15 protein-coding genes are annotated in these 14,107 nt (G+C 40.0%); all 15 read left to right on the top strand.

Going from position 1 to position 14,107, the window contains the following annotated elements:
- Nucleotides 1-46 precede the first annotated feature (46 nt).
- Genes ACFWE9_RS03870 through ACFWE9_RS03800 form a run of 15 tightly spaced genes read left to right on the top strand, consistent with a single transcriptional unit; the run spans nucleotide 47 to nucleotide 14,061 of the window.
- Nucleotides 47-262 carry a flagellar FlbD family protein gene (locus ACFWE9_RS03870; protein WP_230158272.1) on the top strand — a complete coding sequence of 72 codons (216 nt, stop codon included), beginning with the start codon at nucleotides 47-49 and terminating at the stop codon, nucleotides 260-262.
- Complete coding sequence (gene fliL, locus ACFWE9_RS03865; RefSeq protein WP_230158083.1) at nucleotides 259-687, top strand: flagellar basal body-associated protein FliL; 429 nt, start codon at nucleotides 259-261, stop codon at nucleotides 685-687. Before ACFWE9_RS03870 ends, fliL begins: the two co-directional genes overlap by 4 nt.
- 52 nt (nucleotides 688-739) lie before the next feature.
- Nucleotides 740-1,738 carry a flagellar motor switch protein FliM gene (fliM, locus tag ACFWE9_RS03860; RefSeq protein WP_230158081.1) on the top strand — a complete coding sequence of 333 codons (999 nt, stop codon included), beginning with the start codon at nucleotides 740-742 and terminating at the stop codon, nucleotides 1,736-1,738.
- Entirely contained in the window at nucleotides 1,728-2,939 is a 1,212-nt protein-coding gene (gene fliY / locus ACFWE9_RS03855; RefSeq protein ID WP_230158079.1) for a flagellar motor switch phosphatase FliY, read from the top strand. The genes fliM and fliY overlap by 11 nt, the downstream gene beginning before the upstream one ends.
- 18 nt (nucleotides 2,940-2,957) lie before the next feature.
- Nucleotides 2,958-3,320 carry a chemotaxis protein CheY gene (gene cheY / locus ACFWE9_RS03850; RefSeq protein ID WP_063231856.1) on the top strand — a complete coding sequence of 121 codons (363 nt, stop codon included), beginning with the start codon at nucleotides 2,958-2,960 and terminating at the stop codon, nucleotides 3,318-3,320.
- Nucleotides 3,321-3,335: 15 nt separating this feature from the next.
- Entirely contained in the window at nucleotides 3,336-3,995 is a 660-nt protein-coding gene (locus ACFWE9_RS03845; protein WP_377355674.1) for a flagellar biosynthetic protein FliO, read from the top strand.
- The gene (gene fliP, locus ACFWE9_RS03840) at nucleotides 3,992-4,657 is read left to right on the top strand and encodes a flagellar type III secretion system pore protein FliP (protein WP_377355672.1); all 666 of its coding nucleotides are present in this window, start codon (nucleotides 3,992-3,994) and stop codon (nucleotides 4,655-4,657) included. Before ACFWE9_RS03845 ends, fliP begins: the two co-directional genes overlap by 4 nt.
- A gap of 14 nt (nucleotides 4,658-4,671) precedes the next feature.
- Nucleotides 4,672-4,941 carry a flagellar biosynthesis protein FliQ gene (gene fliQ / locus ACFWE9_RS03835; RefSeq protein ID WP_230158060.1) on the top strand — a complete coding sequence of 90 codons (270 nt, stop codon included), beginning with the start codon at nucleotides 4,672-4,674 and terminating at the stop codon, nucleotides 4,939-4,941.
- 3 nt (nucleotides 4,942-4,944) lie between these two features.
- The gene (gene fliR / locus ACFWE9_RS03830) at nucleotides 4,945-5,721 is read left to right on the top strand and encodes a flagellar biosynthetic protein FliR (RefSeq protein WP_230158059.1); all 777 of its coding nucleotides are present in this window, start codon (nucleotides 4,945-4,947) and stop codon (nucleotides 5,719-5,721) included.
- Nucleotide 5,722: 1 nt separating this feature from the next.
- Nucleotides 5,723-6,805: a flagellar biosynthesis protein FlhB gene (gene flhB, locus ACFWE9_RS03825; protein WP_230158058.1), complete on the top strand. Its 1,083-nt coding sequence runs from the start codon at nucleotides 5,723-5,725 to the stop codon at nucleotides 6,803-6,805.
- Nucleotides 6,806-6,843: 38 nt separating this feature from the next.
- Nucleotides 6,844-8,880: a flagellar biosynthesis protein FlhA gene (gene flhA / locus ACFWE9_RS03820; RefSeq protein ID WP_377355670.1), complete on the top strand. Its 2,037-nt coding sequence runs from the start codon at nucleotides 6,844-6,846 to the stop codon at nucleotides 8,878-8,880.
- Complete coding sequence (gene flhF, locus ACFWE9_RS03815; RefSeq protein WP_377355668.1) at nucleotides 8,877-10,022, top strand: flagellar biosynthesis GTPase FlhF; 1,146 nt, start codon at nucleotides 8,877-8,879, stop codon at nucleotides 10,020-10,022. The genes flhA and flhF overlap by 4 nt, the downstream gene beginning before the upstream one ends.
- Nucleotides 10,015-10,881, top strand: a complete 867-nt coding sequence (locus tag ACFWE9_RS03810) for a MinD/ParA family protein (protein WP_377355666.1) — start codon at nucleotides 10,015-10,017, stop codon at nucleotides 10,879-10,881. The genes flhF and ACFWE9_RS03810 overlap by 8 nt, the downstream gene beginning before the upstream one ends.
- 10 nt (nucleotides 10,882-10,891) lie before the next feature.
- Nucleotides 10,892-11,989 carry a protein-glutamate methylesterase/protein-glutamine glutaminase gene (locus tag ACFWE9_RS03805; protein ID WP_377355664.1) on the top strand — a complete coding sequence of 366 codons (1,098 nt, stop codon included), beginning with the start codon at nucleotides 10,892-10,894 and terminating at the stop codon, nucleotides 11,987-11,989.
- A gap of 20 nt (nucleotides 11,990-12,009) precedes the next feature.
- Entirely contained in the window at nucleotides 12,010-14,061 is a 2,052-nt protein-coding gene (locus ACFWE9_RS03800; protein WP_377355662.1) for a chemotaxis protein CheW, read from the top strand.
- The last annotated feature ends 46 nt before the right edge of the window (nucleotides 14,062-14,107 follow it).

The raw sequence follows: 14,107 nt of genomic DNA, 5'->3' as shown, positions 1-14,107 counted from the left end.
AAGGGGGGGAGGAGCCAGTTGCTTTTTGCTCTGGCTCCCAAATATCATTATCAAAGTCACAAGACTCAATGGAAAATGCTTTCATATCAATGCATTGTACATAGATACAGTCGAATCATTGCCTGATACGACCATTACTTTTACAAATGGCAAGAAAATCGTGGTGCTTGAGAAGGAAGAGGAAATGGTTGAAGCTATTATACAATTTTATCGTACCGTGAATATTCTCGGATTTCGCAATGATGTGGAGGAAAGAACATGAAAAAGAAATTAATGACAATTATGATGATTATGCTTGTGGCGATAACACTTGTTGGTGTCATAGCGGTCGTGGTTGTGACAAAGTTATCTGACCCCACATCTGCCGAAGGTAAACCGAGCATTGACGAAATTGTCAAATCATCCGTTGAAATTCCTGAAATTACAACGAATCTGGCCGGCAATGATTATATTAAAATCTCATTTATGGTCCAAACAGAAAATAAGAAAGCTAAAGAAGAGTTGGAAAAAAGAAGCTTTCAGATGAAAAATATCATTATTACGGAACTATCCGAAATGAAAGCAGAAGAGTTAACGGGTAAAAAGGGCAAGGAAAAACTACAAGATGCATTAAAGACTAGAATGAATGAATTAATGGAAGAAGGAAAAGTTGAAAAGGTTTATATAACCTCCTCGATTCTTCAATAAGAACATCCTTGCTACATTAAATAAGAAGGGGAAGCTTTGGAGGTGAGTGTTAATGTCCGGGGAAATATTATCGCAAAATGAAATCGATGCTTTGTTATCGGCCATTTCCACAGGTGAAATGGATGCAGATGATTTAAAGAAAGAAGAAGTAGAAAAAAGAGTGAAAGTGTATGACTTTAAAAGGGCACTTCGCTTTTCAAAGGATCAAATCCGGAGTTTGACTAGGATACACGAAAACTTTGCAAGGTTGCTGACCACTTACTTTTCGGCTCAGCTTAGGACATATGTTCAAATTTCCGTTGCTTCGGCAGACCAAATCCCATATGAAGAGTTTATTCGTTCAATTCCGAAAATGACTATCCTGAATGTGTTTGAAGTGCCGCCTTTAGATGGACGTATCATCCTTGAGGTTAACCCGAATATCGCCTATTCCATGATGGATCGAGTTTTGGGAGGGCGGGGCATTAGCGTTAATAAGGTAGATAGTTTAACGGAAATAGAAACGAAAATCATGTCCAATTTATTCGAGAAGGCTTTTGAAAATTTACAGGAGGCATGGGGAACGATTGTTGAAATCGAACCTGTGATGACAGAGTTCGAAGTGAATCCACAATTCCTTCAACTGGTTTCACCCAACGATACTGTTGTTGTCATTTCCTTGAATACCCAAATCGGTGAAACGAGCGGGATGATTAATATTTGCATTCCTCACGTCGTTTTAGAACCTATCATACCGAAGTTATCTGCTCATTATTGGATGGAAACTTCCCAAAAGGAAAAAATCCCAGAGGAAATCATGATTTTGGAAAAGCGTATCCGAAACGCAGACCTTCCCATTATTTCTGAACTTGGTTCTACAGATATCACGATCCATGATTTTTTGCTGCTTGATGTTGGTGATGTCATCGATTTAAATAAGGCAATCGATGAACCTTTGACGATAAAAATTGGAGGAATCCCAAAATATAGTGCGCAGCCAGGTAAAGTAGGTAAAAAACACGCCATCCAGATTCTTGATATTTTGAAAGGGGGAGACGAAGATGGTAAGTGATGAAATGCTTTCACAAGACGAAATTGATGCCCTTTTGAAAGGTACAAGTGATATAGAAGATGAGGTGAACACTCTTTCGATGAACGATTATTTATCAATGATGGAACTCGATGCTCTCGGTGAAATTGGTAATATCTCTTTCGGAAGTTCGGCAACTGCCTTATCCACGTTATTGAATCAGAAAGTGGATATAACTACCCCGACGGTCACCGTCATTGAAAAGGGCCAGATTTCGAAAGAATTCCCTTATCCGTATGTAGCGATTCAAGTTCAATATACAGAAGGATTTTCAGGTATTAATATGTTGGTCATCAAGCAAAGCGATGCTGCTATCATAGCCGATTTGATGCTTGGCGGTGATGGACTAAATCCTTCAGACATGCTGGGGGAAATTCAATTGAGTGCGGTCCAGGAAGCCATGAACCAAATGATGGGTTCGGCAGCGACATCCATGTCGACTATTTTTAGTAAAAAAGTTGATATTTCTCCGCCAAGCATAGATTTACTTAACTTTTTAAATGGTGAAGGAGAAAATGCGATACCAGATGAGGATTTATTTGCAAAAATCTCTTTCCGTCTGCGTGTCGGTACGTTAATTGATTCCAGCATCATGCAAATGCTGCCTTTAGAATTCGCTAAAGGACTAGTTTCTGAACTTTTAAATGGAACAAGCGAACCAACCGAAATGAAAACGGAAAAAGTATTAAGTGATCCAGTTATAAACAATCCATCCCAGGAGCCTGACCAATTTCAGTACGCTGGAACGAACCAAACGGCAAATGAGTTCAATGGACAAGGTGGTTATCAAACTCAACCTACGAACCAAATACCGGATGTGCCGCAACATTTTGGAGGTTCATCTGTACCAACAGGTCAGCCGGTAAATGTTCAGCCTGCCAGTTTCACTAGTTTCCAGCCCTTTCAGCTTCAAGAGACTGAAACGAAAAATCTCAGCATGCTGATGGATATTCCATTGCAAGTAACAGTGGAGCTCGGAAGAACGAAGCGTTCTGTCAAGGATATTTTGGAGCTGTCGTCCGGTTCGATAATCGAATTGGATAAGTTGGCCGGCGAGCCAGTGGATATCCTGGTAAACAGTCGCTTGATAGCAAAAGGCGAAGTAGTAGTGATTGATGAAAACTTTGGAGTCCGTGTTACGGATATCATGAGCCAAAGCGACAGATTAAATAAAATTAGATAAATTTGGGGGACGAAAAGAATGGCGAATAGAATTTTAATTGTGGACGATGCAGCATTTATGAGAATGATGATAAAGGATATCCTTTCTAAAAATGGTTTTGAAATTGTCGGTGAAGCAGCAGATGGCGCGCAAGCCGTGGAAAAATATAAAGAAACACATCCGGATCTTGTAACGATGGATATTACCATGCCTGAAATGGATGGAATTACAGCTTTAAAAGAAATAAAAAAGGTGAATCCTCAAGCTAAGGTCATTATGTGTTCAGCGATGGGGCAACAAGCCATGGTCATTGATGCAATCCAGGCGGGCGCCAAGGACTTTATCGTGAAGCCATTCCAGGCTGACCGGGTATTGGAAGCCATAAATAAAGCATTAAGTTAAGAGGGTGTCTTCATATTGTTTTTTATAAAAAAATGGCTTCAGGTCCCACTGATGATAGCAGTACTCTTCTCTGGGGCCATTCCGGCCCATGCGGAAGATCTAGATAAAACAGTGAAGGAAGTTTATGAGCAGCCAGATGATCAGAAAGTAGATAATGAAAAATCGATAGACTCTCAATCTAACAATCAGGCTTCTAATCCGGATAAAGTCGGGATTACCGTTTGGGAATTTCTCAGGATGATATTTGCTACTATTTTTGTAGTGGCACTTCTGTATATCATATTGAAGTTCATCAATAAAAAGAGTAAATCGTACCAAAAGGCAAATTCTGTAGAGAATTTAGGCGGTACGAGCCTTGGTGCAAATCGTTCTGTTCAACTTGTTAAAATCGGAGGGCGAATATTGGTAATCGGGGTTGGTGAAAATATTCAACTCTTGAAAGAAATAGATGATCCTTTGGAATATGAACAGCTTTTGAAAGATTATAACGATAAGTTGGATCAAATGATTCAGCCTGGGGAGTTTGCAGCTAAATTGAAAAATAAGTGGTTGAAGAATAGAGAATCCGAAACCGCTAGTTTTTCTTCAGAGCTCGAAAGTCAACTTGATCAAATGTCTGATAGCAGGAAGAAGCTATTAAATGAGCTTGATAGGAAAGGAAAAGACAATGAATGAATGAGTTCATGGAGTTTTTCAATAACAGTGATCCCACTAATGTCTCTACTTCCGTCAAGCTTGTTCTTCTAATGACCGTATTATCGCTGGCTCCAAGCATATTGATCCTGATGACGTGTTTTACAAGAATCATCATTGTCCTGAGTTTTGTAAGAACATCGCTAGCTACACAGCAGATGCCTCCGAATCAGGTACTGGTCGGACTAGCTCTTTTCATGACCTTTTTTATAATGGCACCGACTTTTCAGGAAGTGAATGAGAAAGCATTAACTCCGTTATTTAATGAAGAAATAGATTTAGAAGAGGCATATGTGCAGGCCTCCATACCTTTTAAGGAATTCATGAGTGCGCATACAAGGCAAAAGGATCTGGCATTATTTTTGGAATATGCCAAGGTGGATAAGCCGGAAACGGTACAGGACATTCCCTTGACTGCATTTGTACCAGCTTTTGCAATCAGTGAAATCAAAACAGCATTTCAAATAGGTTTTATGATTTTCATACCATTTCTGGTGATTGATATGGTAGTTGCAAGTGTCCTGATGTCGATGGGGATGATGATGTTACCGCCAGTCATGGTTTCCCTCCCATTTAAAATCCTCCTGTTCATTCTAGTTGACGGATGGTATTTAGTAGTGAAGTCTTTATTACAGAGTTTTTAAGCAGGTGAGAAAAAATGAGTGCAGAGTTTGTTATTGATGTAGCAGAAAAAGGAATTTATATGGTATTGATTATCGCTGGCCCATTGATGGTAATCGCTCTTATTGTAGGCCTATTAGTAAGTATCTTTCAGGCGACTACCCAGATTCAGGAACAAACCTTGGCATTCGTTCCAAAAATCGTGGCAGTCTTATTGGGGCTCATTTTACTGGCTCCATGGATGCTGAGCCATCTGTTATCATACGCCAATGAAATATTCGGTAACCTGAATCGATTTGTAGGGTAGGGCATGGAGGAAATATTTCCGCACTTTCCCGCCTTTTTATTAATTGTGGTCAGGGTCACTACGTTTTTTGTGGCTATGCCGATTTTTTCGTATCGTTCAATACCGATTCAACATCGTGTAGGGCTTGGAATCTTTCTTGCCTGGATCATGTACTATACCATTGAAGCCCCTGTTCTGGACTTGGATGTCACATTTTATTTATTAATCATTAAGGAAGCGCTTGTTGGACTTTTCATAGGATTCGCTGCCTATATGATTTTATCGGCCGTTCAAATCGCAGGTGGATTGATTGATTTTCAGTTGGGTTTTTCAATTGCTAATGTCATCGATCCCCAAACTGGGGCTCAAAGCCCGTTGTTGGGACAATACCTTTATACAATCGCTTTATTATTCCTATTAAGCACAAACGGCCATCATTTGCTTTTGGATGGAATCTTTTACAGTTATCAGTTCATCCCGATTGACCAATTATTCGTACCATTCGGAGATCATACATTGATAGAATACTTGGCCAAAGCGTTCAGCAAAGCCTTCATGATTGCTTTTCAAATGTCCATGCCAGTGGTGGGGAGCATTTTTTTAGTGGATGTCACACTGGGAATCCTGGCAAGGACAGTTCCTCAATTAAATGTGTTCGTTGTCGGAATTCCAGTGAAAATCATAGCTGGCTTAGCGATCATAGTACTGGTTATGGGGATGATGATGACGGTTGTCACCCAACTTTTCAATTTCTTGCTTTTGACGATGCGTCATCTAATGCAGCTGATTGGAGGCGTTTGATATAGAGAGATTTCAACTGGATTTACAGTTTTTCGCTGGTGAGAAGACCGAAAAGGCGACTCCAAAAAAACGTCAGGATTCGAAGAAAAAAGGACAGGTGGCAAAGAGTCAGGATGTAAATACGTCTGTGAATTTAATTGCTGTATTTGCAGTGCTATTTATCATGGGGCCCTATATGTACAAGCATTTGCTCGGACTCATGAAAGAATATCTGCAACATTTTACTCTGGCTGGATTCAGCGAGGAAAATGTACAAATTATCATGATTGAGGTTTTGAAGGAGATGGGTCTGGTCCTTGGGCCCGTTTTTGCAGCAGCAATAGTGGCTGGGATCTTGGCGAATGTCATGCAAATTGGGTTTATGTTTTCAGCAGAATCCATTCAGTTCAAACTTGAAAAATTGGATCCCATAAAAGGGTTCAAACGTATTTTTTCCATGAGAGCCATTGTTGAACTATTGAAATCCATACTTAAAATATCTTTTGTTGGTTTTGTTGCCTTTTATGTACTTTGGCAACGTATGGACGAGATTATGATTTTATCACAGACATCTGTGGAAGAAGCGATGTCAACATTGGCGGATATTACGATTAAAGTTGGGTTTTATGCTGCCGTGGCTTTATTGTTCATCGCGCTATTAGACTATTTGTATCAAAAATATGACTTTGAAAAAAACATCCGAATGTCCAAACAGGATATTAAGGATGAATATAAAAATTCCGAAGGGGACCCACTTATCAAATCCAAGATCAAGCAAAAGCAAAGGCAGATGGCGGCTCAAAGAATGATGCAGGAAATTCCCAATGCGGATGTCGTCATCACTAATCCGACGCATTTTGCAATTGCTTTAAAATATGATGAAGATAAGGCAGAGGCTCCGGTTGTAGTAGCAAAAGGCGTTGATTTTGTTGCTCAGAAAATTAAATTTATTGCAAAAGAAAACGATGTGATCATGGTGGAAAATCGGCCTTTGGCAAGGTCTTTATATGATCAAGCGGAATTAAGCCAGGCGATACCTGAGGAGTTCTTTAAGGCGGTCGCTGAAATACTCGCCTTTGTATATAAAACCAAAGGTAAGCTGTAAAGAAGTAACAGGTAACCCGTTAGTTAGGAGAGATAAACATGCGAGCAAGAGATTTAGTTGTTATATCGAGCGTCATCCTGATCGTTGCCATGTTGGTCATTCCATTGCCAACATGGTTGTTAAGTATTTTACTCCTCTTAAATATCTCTCTTGCGCTGCTGGTTCTATTGACTACGATGAATATGAAAGAACCTCTCGAATTTTCTATCTTTCCTTCATTACTCCTTTTACTGACATTGTTCAGGCTAGGGTTGAATGTTTCGACGACTCGTTCCATTTTGACCTATGGTGATGCTGGAGGAGTTGTAGAAACCTTTGGATCGTTTGTAGTCGGAGGTAACGTACTTGTAGGATTGGTTGTGTTCATCATTTTGGTCATCATCAATTTCATTGTCATCACGAAAGGATCGGAACGGGTCTCCGAGGTGGCTGCCAGGTTTACGCTAGATGCGATGCCAGGGAAACAGATGGCCATTGATGCAGATTTAAATGCTGGGATGATTTCCGAAAACGAAGCACGTGTCAGAAGGGAAAAAATAAGCAACGAAGCAGACTTTTATGGCTCCATGGATGGGGCAAGTAAGTTTGTTAAAGGGGACGCCATTGCTGGCATCATCATTGTCATCATTAACTTAATTTTTGGTATGATCATTGGCATCATGCAATTGGACATGACTTTTGCAGAGTCCGCCGTACATTTTTCGATGTTATCAGTTGGTGATGGTATCGTCAGTCAGGTGCCTGCCTTATTGATTTCCACAGCAACAGGAATAGTCGTAACCCGGGCAGCCTCGAATGGCAACCTCGGAGCAGATATTGTTGAACAGTTATTTCAATTTCCTAAAATGCTCTACTTAACAGCAGCGACCATTTTTCTGCTAGGGTTATTCACTCCCATTTCCGAATTATTCACATTGCCGATTGCTGCTTTATTAGTCATTGGCGGGTATACAATTTCAAGGATACCAAAGCAGGATGAGAGTGAAATACAAGAAATGGAAGAGGTGCTGGAAACCGATGAAATGAAAAGTCCAGAAAGCGTCGTTAACCTTTTAAGTGTTGATCCGATTGAATTTGAGTTTGGATATGGACTGATTCCACTTGCAGACGCCAATCAAGGGGGGGACTTGCTTGATCGAGTCGTCATGATCCGCAGACAGCTTGCTATTGAATTGGGGCTTGTCATTCCTGTCGTCAGAATACGTGATAACATTCAGTTGAACCCTAATGAGTATCGGCTGAAAATTAAAGGAAGTGTCATGGCTAAAGGGGAATTGCTTCTTAATCATTTCTTGGCCATGAGCCCGGGGATAGAGGATGATTCAATAGAGGGAATCGATACGATAGAACCATCCTTCGGTTTACCAGCCAAATGGATCACGGAAGATATGAAGGAACATGCGGAGATGATGGGATATACGGTTGTAGACCCCCCAAGTGTAGTATCCACTCACTTGACGGAAGTCATAAAGGCCAATGCACAGGAATTATTAGGCAGGCAGGAAACGAAACAATTGATCGATCATCTCCATGAATCTTCCCCGATACTTGTAGAGGAAGTCACCCCGAATCCCTTGTCGATTGGCGATGTACAAAAGGTATTGGCAAAGTTATTGAAGGAAAAAGTCTCTATAAGGAATTTGCCGATCATTTTCGAAACACTTGCGGATTATGGGAAGTTATCGACTGACACAGATTTACTTACTGAATATGTACGTCAAAATCTAGCCAGACAAATAACGAATTCTTTTATTACAGATGAAAATAGAATTAAAGTCATAACATTATCGGGTAAAGTGGAAAAAACAATAGCGGATGGTGTTCAGCAAACTGAACATGGTAACTTTTTATCACTTGATCCAACTGTATCGCAATCTATATTGGAGGCAATTGCTGCGAAATTGGAAGAGCTGACATTAATGGATCACCAACCGATCTTACTCTGCTCTCCAGCAGTAAGGATGTATGCCAGGCAATTAACGGAACGTTATTTTCCTAATGTACCGATTCTTTCATACAATGAGCTTGAATCCAATGTAGAAGTACAAAGTGTAGGGGTGGTGAATATCGATTGAAGGTAAAGAAATATTTGGCACCATCAATGAGCGAGGCGATGAAGCGAATAAGGGTGGAACTAGGCAGTGATGCGGTCATCCTAAGTTCAAAGCCTGTATATACTAGTGGCTTCCTAGGATTATTCAAAAAGAGGAATATTGAAGTCATTGCAGCCATTGATCCAGTTTCCCAACCTAACCAAACGGTAAGTAAACAAAAAACGAAGAGGGTGCCTTTGAAACCGGAATTGGAAAGTGCACCTGATTTTAATGAAAACAAAAGGGCAAGTTCTGATTTATTACAAGAAATCGAAGGTTTGAAAGAAATGATCAAAAATATACAAATCAATTCATCTGGTAGGGAATATCCAGAAAAACTTCAGAAAATCCACGATTACCTAACGGAGCAGGAAGTGGATATATCACTGCGGTCACAAATCTTGGAAGAACTACTTCAAAAATGGTTTATTTTCAAACAAAAAGCCACTGATGAAGAAGTTCAGGTTTGGTTGGAAGAAGCCATGTTCGGGATTCTGGATAAGGTTGAAAATGGAAAACAAGGGCTGCAAAAAAAATATATTAATATTGTTGGTCCAACAGGAGTGGGAAAGACTACCACTCTTGCAAAAGTAGCTGCGGAAACCATGTTGAAGCATGATAAAAAAGTGGCGTTCATTACGACGGATACGTACAGGATTGCTGCAATAGATCAGCTTAAGACATATGCAAAGATTTTAAACGTTCCGATTGAAGTCGCTTATAATTTGGAAGATTTCAAAAAGGCGGCTGAACGCTTCTCCCACTATGATTACGTCTTTATAGATACGGCCGGGAGAAATTTCCGTAACCCGCAATATGTAAAAGACCTTCATGAAATCATCCATTTTACAGATGAGATGGAAACCTATTTAGTGTTGTCATTAACCTCTAAGCAAAAGGATATGGAAGATATTTATCGGCAGTTTTCGGCCATACCGATTAAACAGGTCATTTTTACAAAAGCGGACGAGACTTCCACTTTCGGAGCAATATTTAATTTTATACACGCTCATAAATTAGGAGCCGCTTATATAACAAATGGACAGAATGTGCCAGACGATATTGAAATAGCTACTTCATCACAGGTATTGAAAATGGCTTTTGGGGCTGAAAAATTTGAATGATCAAGCTGAGAACTTACGAAGACGATTGGAAGCCCGTCATAATCAATCAATGGCTAGGACAATTGCCGTTTTAAGTGGCAAAGGTGGAGTGGGAAAATCAAACTTTTCCCTGAACTTTTCCATAGCCCTTTCCAAAAGGGGGAAAAGGGTCCTGGTATTCGACATGGATATCGGCATGGGGAATATTGATATATTGATTGGGCAACATTCCCCCCTCAGTATTATTGATTTCTTTGAAAATGATTGTTGTTTGAAGGATATTATCACCGAAGGTCCCGGGAACATTTCCATCATTACTGGTGGAACAGGGCTGACGAATCTCTTTTCACTAGATGAAGAAAGCTATACCCGCTTTAATGAAGAATTCATTTCATTGTTGGCGAACTACGATTATATTTTATTTGATATGGGTGCTGGTATAACTCAGGATTCGATCAAATTCATATTATGTGTGGATGAATTATTCGTTATTACGACGCCTGAACCGACTTCTATCATGGATGCATACTCCGCAATGAAATATATTCATTCAGTCAATAAAGGTATTCCACTTTTCCTTGTTTGCAATAGGGTTTTCACGAGTAAGGACGGGAAAGAAACGATAGAGCGGCTCCAAAATGCACTAGTGAAATTTTTGGGTCTAGAAACCGTTGCACTAGGGTATTTACCTGATGATAGAACTGTTTCAAGAGCTGTTACAAAACAAATTCCCTTTATCCTTTTCGATTCAAAAGCCAATGTATCCAAAGCAATTGTGGACATTGCATCGAGATATGTAAACCATTCATTTGAGGGAGAAGTGACTTTGCAAAAAAGCGATTTCCTCCGAAATATGAAGAGATATTTTCTTGGAAAGTAGGTCTCCTTATATGGATAAAGTAAAAGTGCTGATAGTGGATGATTCTGCGTTTATGAGAAAGTTAATTTCAGAGTTTTTAGCAGAGGAGAGCAAGGTCGAAGTCATCGGAACTGCAAGAAATGGAATAGAAGCTTTAGATAAAATAAAGGCTTTAAAGCCAGATGTCGTGACTTTGGATGTGGAAATGCCGGTTCTGGACGGCTTGGAAGCATTAAACCGGATCATGAATGAATGTCCAACCGCTGTAGTGATGCTATCAAGTACAACGAAAATAGGTACGGAAAATACATTTGCTGCCATGAATAGTGGAGCCTTTGACTTTGTGGCTAAACCATCAGGTGCCATATCCCTGGATTTACATAAAATTAAGAAAGAACTTTACGAGAAAGTTATGGCAGCCAGCAGGGCAAATGTTCACAAACTACAAAAAAATGCTCTAAATATTGAAAGAAGCCCATCGTTTTTTTTGGAGTATAGTAAAATAGAATCAATTGAAATGGTAAAAAGCGAAAAAAATAAAAAAATATGGTCCAATGGATATAAGAAGATTATAGTCATTGGTACATCTACAGGTGGCCCAAAAGCTTTGCAGACTGTATTGACAGAACTGCCAGAAGATATTGAGGCGCCCATTCTTGTTGTCCAGCACATGCCCCCCGGTTTTACAAAATCCTTGGCTACACGCCTGGATTCATTATGTAAGATTCAAGTGAAAGAAGCTGAAGAGGGGGAGTTGATCCAAAAAGGAATCGCCTACATCGCTCCTGGAGGTTTTCACTTGAAAGTGAGGAAAGTCGGAATGAGTTGGGCAGTCCTTTTGGATCAAACCGAATTGCGTAATGGACATCGCCCGTCGGTGGATGTTCTATTTGAATCAGTAAGTGAAATTAAGGATCTTGCGAAAATAGCCGTTATCATGACCGGGATGGGTATGGATGGGACGTTAGGGCTTAAGCGGTTGAAACAAAAGGGTCCTTTAAAAGCGATAGCCGAATCACAGGAGACATCAATCGTTTTTGGTATGCCGAAAGCAGCAATCAGTACCAATTTAATAGACAACATAGAGGATGTGGAAAAGATAGCTAAAGCGATAATAAGCTATTGTTAACACGTGGAGGTGGAGATTGTATGGATATGAATCAGTATCTAGAGGTATTTATAGAAGAAAGTAAAGAACATCTTCAAACATGCAGCGAACAGTTGCTTGTATTTGAAAAGAACCCGGAAGACCTCTCGATTGTAAATGAAATCTTTCGTTCCGCTCACACCTTAAAAGGGATGTCGGCAACTATGGGGTATGAGGATTTAGCCAATTTAACCCATAAAATGGAGAATGTTTTAGATGCAATCCGAAACAGTCAAATCATACTTACGCCTGAATTGTTTGATGTGATATTTTTAGCGGTCGATGATTTAGAGGCGATGGTCATGTCCATTGCTGAAGGTGGAGATGGAAAAAGGGATGTAGTGAAGGTTGTCAATCAACTTGAATTGATTGAAAAAGGGGAGTTCCAAGTTTTATCATCCTCCATTGCAGAGGTTGCAGCAGCTTCTGCCGTTCTTGGAAAGGAAGAAATGACTGCGGGGGAGTACGATGAATTTGAATGGACAGTGCTCCAGCAGTCCAAAGAGCAGGGGTTCAACAGCTTTGAAATTTCGATAGGTTTGCGTGAAGACTGTCTTTTAAAAGCTGCCCGCGTGTTTATGGTATTTGAAGTGCTTGAAAAATCAGGTGAAGTAATCAAGTCGCATCCACCCGTTGAACTTTTGGAAGAAGAGCAGTTCGATCAACAATTCACAATCACGATGGTAACAAGAGAATCGGCTGAAGAGCTACAGAAAAAAATCATGAAGGTTTCTGAAGTGGATCGAGTTGTTCTGAATGCCCTTGATTTTGAAGGCTTGCGACATGCGGACAATACTGAAGAGGATAAAATTACTGCAGTGAATAAACAGGAACAAGAGAGAAATGATGCCGAGATTCCAATTGATAATAAGGAGAAGAAAAAACAGGCATCCGTCAAGCCAGCGTCAAGCAAGACCATCCGGGTAAACATTGAACGGCTGGATATATTAATGAACTTATTCGAGGAACTTGTAATCGATAGAGGCAGACTTAATCAAATTTCCAGTGATTTGGATAATCAAGAACTTCATGAAACAGTGGAAAGAATGTCCCGTATAACGAGTGATTTACAAACAATCGTGTTGAATATGCGTATGGTGCCTGTGGAAACGGTATTCAATCGTTTTCCAAAAATGGTTCGTCAATTAGCAAGGGATTTAAACAAGAAAGTTGATTTGGAAATCATCGGATCTGAAACGGAACTTGATCGTACAGTCATTGATGAAATTGGTGATCCTCTCGTCCATTTATTAAGAAACGCTCTGGATCATGGAATTGAAACACCTGAAGAACGTCTGGGGAAAGGGAAGAATGAAGAAGGTAAAATCCAATTAAAAGCGTATCACAGCGGGAATCATGTTTTCATTGAAATCGATGATGATGGGGCAGGCATCAATAAAGAGCGAGTCTTGAACAAGGCGCTTTCCAATGGGATTTTAACTAGGGAAATGGCTTCCACTCTAACAGATAAGCAAATCTATGAATTGATATTCGCCTCTGGTTTCTCAACAGCAGAGACCATTTCAGATGTGTCAGGGCGCGGTGTAGGTCTGGATGTAGTCAAAAATACAATCGAGTCTCTGGGCGGTTCAGTCACGATTGATTCCAAGGAGAACGAAGGATCCATATTCCTTATTCAGCTTCCACTTACATTATCCATTATTTCAGTCATGCTGGTTGCGATTCAAAACGAAAAATATGCTATACCGCTTTCTTCTATTATAGAGACTGCGATCATAAAAAGAGAAGATATCATGAATGCCCATAACCAGCAAGTTATTGACTTCAGGGGGAAAGTACTGCCACTTCTGTTCTTGAAAGATATTTTTGAAGTGCCTGTCAGTCAGGAAGAAGAAGAATTCCTCTCCGTTGTCATTGTAAGAAAAGGAGATAAATTAGCAGGATTAGTCGTTGATTCATTTATCGGGCAGCTAGAAATCGTTTTGAAATCACTGGGTAATTATTTAGCAAGTGCATTTGCAATATCGGGGGCAACGATTCTTGGTGATGGTCAAGTAGCCTTAATCATAGACTGCAACACATTGATTCATTGATTGATAGGAAAATAAGAAGAGCCGTGTCACTTTCAGGTTAACATTT

It is taken from the genome of Peribacillus sp. NPDC060253, from assembly GCF_042727425.1.
Taxonomy (GTDB): Bacteria; Bacillota; Bacilli; order Bacillales; family DSM-1321; genus Peribacillus.
Note: the sequence above shows the minus strand (reverse complement) of the source record. Positions and strands in the feature narration are given on the sequence as shown.

Coding starts and splice junctions, on each gene's coding strand:
- fliR (WP_230158059.1), top strand. CDS start 4,945: ATGGAGGAAATATTTCCGCACTTTCCCGCCTTTTTATTAATTGTGGTC.
- fliP (WP_377355672.1), top strand. CDS start 3,992: ATGAATGAGTTCATGGAGTTTTTCAATAACAGTGATCCCACTAATGTC.
- fliM (WP_230158081.1), top strand. CDS start 740: ATGTCCGGGGAAATATTATCGCAAAATGAAATCGATGCTTTGTTATCG.
- fliQ (WP_230158060.1), top strand. CDS start 4,672: ATGAGTGCAGAGTTTGTTATTGATGTAGCAGAAAAAGGAATTTATATG.
- cheY (WP_063231856.1), top strand. CDS start 2,958: ATGGCGAATAGAATTTTAATTGTGGACGATGCAGCATTTATGAGAATG.
- flhA (WP_377355670.1), top strand. CDS start 6,844: ATGCGAGCAAGAGATTTAGTTGTTATATCGAGCGTCATCCTGATCGTT.
- ACFWE9_RS03805 (WP_377355664.1), top strand. CDS start 10,892: ATGGATAAAGTAAAAGTGCTGATAGTGGATGATTCTGCGTTTATGAGA.
- ACFWE9_RS03800 (WP_377355662.1), top strand. CDS start 12,010: ATGGATATGAATCAGTATCTAGAGGTATTTATAGAAGAAAGTAAAGAA.
- fliL (WP_230158083.1), top strand. CDS start 259: ATGAAAAAGAAATTAATGACAATTATGATGATTATGCTTGTGGCGATA.
- fliY (WP_230158079.1), top strand. CDS start 1,728: ATGGTAAGTGATGAAATGCTTTCACAAGACGAAATTGATGCCCTTTTG.